The organism is Zhengella mangrovi (assembly GCF_002727065.1).
Taxonomy (GTDB): domain Bacteria; phylum Pseudomonadota; class Alphaproteobacteria; order Rhizobiales; family Rhizobiaceae; genus Zhengella; species Zhengella mangrovi.
The window spans coordinates 1-2378 of the sequence record NZ_PDVP01000046.1 but is presented as its reverse complement, the minus strand read 5'-3'; the positions used below and the strand labels follow the sequence as shown (position 1 = coordinate 2378).

Sequence of the window (2378 nt, the reverse complement as noted above, 5' to 3'; positions counted from 1 at the left end):
TCGAAGGGCAGCGGTTCCAAGGGCTCGAAGGGCTCCAAGGGTTCCGGCTCGAAGGGCAGCGGTTCCAAGGGCTCCAAGGGCTCCGGCTCGAAGGGCAGCGGCTCGAAGGGCTCCAAGGGTTCCGGCTCGAAGGGCAGCGGCTCCAAGGGTTCCAAGGGCTCCGGCTCGAAGGGCAGCGGCTCCAAGGGCTCCAAGGGTTCCGGCTCGAAGGGTTCGGGTCATGGATCTTACCGTGGCGAGCACGAAGGCGAGCATCACGCCTCCTATGAAGAAGGGTGTGAAGAAGGCTTCGAGGAACACGAGGAACATGAATGGGCCTAGCCCTCGGCTAGCCTGACATGGCCTGACAATTTGGCCCCCGCTTTCAACAGCGGGGGCTAATTTTTTTACCCATATTTAAGCATAACAAGTTGATAATTGCGGAAATGTGAGGTTTCCGCCGTGTTCCAGAGTATCCGTATCCCTGCTGGTATTCGCAGCCATCTTCGCTGGCTGATCTTCTTTTCGGTGGCAACCAACTTCCTTGCCCTGGCTGTTCCGCTGCACATTCTGCAGGTCTACGGGCGGGTCCTCAAGTCAGGCAGCCTGCCGACCCTTTTCTATCTATCGGCAATCGTGATCACCATGCTGCTTGTCGCTGCCGTCGCCGACTATTCCCGGCGGCGGGTCGCGCGGCGGCTCGCCAACAAGTATCTCATGGAAATCCATCCCGACATCGTCCGCGGTCTGGCCTATGAAACGGACAAGTCGGTCAGGAGCAGCCGCGTCATTTCGGATGCGCGCAGCGTTGCGGGTTTTCTGGCCAGCCGGAATTTCATCGGCCTGTTCGACATGCCCTTCTCGATGCTGTTCCTCCTGGCGCTCTATGCCTTGAGCTTCTGGCTCGGCCTGGTGGCGACGCTCGGCCTTGGCGCCATGCTCGCGCTCGCCATGTTCAACAATCGCTCCACATCGAACCTGCAGAACCGGACCGAGAAAATGGAATCCGACGCCTTCGGTTTCGCAACCGCCACCTTGCGCGACACCGACGAGATCCGCGCCATGGGCCTTGCCGAGCCCATTCGCGAGCGCTGGAAACTCAAGCTCCTTGCCGCCTTCGAGGCAAATGACGAGAGCTCTGGCAAGGCGGCCGGCTTTTCGGTTGCGGGCTCTTTCATCCGGCAGGCAACGCAGGTGCTGATGGTCTCCGTCGGCGCCATGCTCGTCCTCTCGGGCGAGATGCACGGAGGCATTGTCTTCGCCGCCACCTTCATCACCAACCGTCTCCTGACCCCGGTTTCCCGGACCATCGGAAGCTGGACATCGATCACGCGCAGCTTTCGGACGCATCTGAAGCTGACCGACCTGACCGCCGTCATCGCCAGCGACAACGGCAGGACGGCCATCGACAGGCCGGCCGGCCGGGTCGAGGTGGACCAGGTTTTCCTTGCTCCGGATGCGAAGCAGCCGACCCGCTTCCTGTTGACCGGATTGTCGCTTGACCTCGAGCCGGGCCGGATCACCGTCATCACCGGCGGCACGGGAAGCGGCAAGAGCAGCCTTGCGCGGATCGTGGCCGGCGCCGCGAGCCCGGATTCCGGCCACGTCAAGCTGGACGGGACGACCCGCGACGACTGGCGGGCGGAGGATTGGGGCCGTGCCGTCGGCTATGTCGCGCAGACGATCAAGCTGTCTCCCGTCAGCGTGTCGGAGAATATCACCCGTCTTAACTATGACTTTGATTCCGAGCGTCTTCTGAAAGCCTCCAGGGCTGCGCGCGCGCACGGGATGATTTCCAATCTCCCGAAAGGCTACGCGACCGTCCTGGAGCGCGGCGAGGTTTTCCTGACCGACAGGCAGACCATGAAGATCGCCCTGGCCCGGGCGCTTTACGGCGATCCGAGCGTGCTCGTCCTGGACGAGCCGGACACCGATCTCGACCGGTCGGACCAGAAGGAACTGATCGAGATCCTGACATCGCTTCGCGATCAGGGCGTCGCGATCCTTGTCATTTCCCGCCGCTCGCAAATGCGTGCGGTTGCCGATGATGTTTATGAGCTGAAAACCGGGACCCTCAGCCGGGTCGGTGGCCGCAGGAAGCGGGACAAAGAGGACAGGACGGAGGCTGACGCACCGGCGGCGGAAAGCGCCCCTGTGCGCGAACGGCGCCATGCGGTGTCCGGCTCCGCGAACGAAAGCGGCGGGACCACCGGTTTCAGGCCATCGGCACGGTCGGGTGATCTCGACGACATCCGGGCCTCGATCGACCGGATCTTCGCTCGTCACCGGCAGGTGGTCTGATGCTGGCGCGCAACCCCGAATTCAAGGCCGGTATTGCCGCCGACGCGGAACGCACCGAAGTCGCCGCGATCATCGGTGGCGGCAAGCGCATCGTCTAC

General features: G+C 62.9%; 2 protein-coding genes. Both read left to right on the top strand.

Going from position 1 to position 2378, the window contains the following annotated elements:
• The coding region (locus tag CSC94_RS24770) for a hypothetical protein (protein ID WP_205853415.1) at positions 1 to 321 on the top strand (321 nt) is incomplete at its 5' end.
• 120 nt (positions 322 to 441) lie between these two features.
• Complete coding sequence (locus tag CSC94_RS23855; protein ID WP_165784589.1) at positions 442 to 2280, top strand: ATP-binding cassette domain-containing protein; 1839 nt, start codon at positions 442 to 444, stop codon at positions 2278 to 2280.
• Positions 2281 to 2378: the final 98 nt, after the last annotated feature.